This window comes from Bacillus sp. X1(2014), from assembly GCF_007678255.1.
The window spans coordinates 1-444 of record NZ_VEED01000062.1 but is presented as its reverse complement, the minus strand read 5'-3'; the positions used below and the strand labels follow the sequence as shown (position 1 = coordinate 444).

1 rRNA gene is annotated in these 444 nt (G+C 39.2%); it reads right to left on the bottom strand.

Features of this window, described 5'->3' with window-relative positions:
• Nucleotides 1–367: 367 nt before the first annotated feature.
• Nucleotides 368–444 (bottom strand): 5S ribosomal RNA (rrf, locus tag FS608_RS31935); the annotation flags it as partial.

Sequence of the window (444 nt, the reverse complement as noted above, 5' to 3'; positions counted from 1 at the left end):
ACGCCGCCAGCGTTCGTCCTGAGCCAGGATCAAACTCTCCAAGAAAGTTGATTAGCTCATTTGTTACGTTGGCTCGTATTCTTCATATTAATAGAAGAAACACGATTGTTATTGTTTGTTTGCACGATTTTGTTTGTTTAGTTTTCAAAGAACAAGCTCACTTTTTAAAGAAGCGACAAAATCTATCATACCGCTTTTCTTTATTTCTATCAATCATCAATTATTTCCAATTGAGAATGATTTGTTCACTCTCTTTCCAAGAGCGACTTTCCTATCATAACACCATCGGTGTTACTAGACAACAGAAAGTTTTTTCCAATTCCCAAAATAGGGAATAAAAAAGACAGAAACGAAAATTTCTGTCTTCGCCTGGCAACGTCCTACTCTCACAGGGACGCGTGTCCCAACTACCATCGGCGCTGAGAAGCTTAACTTCCGTGTTCG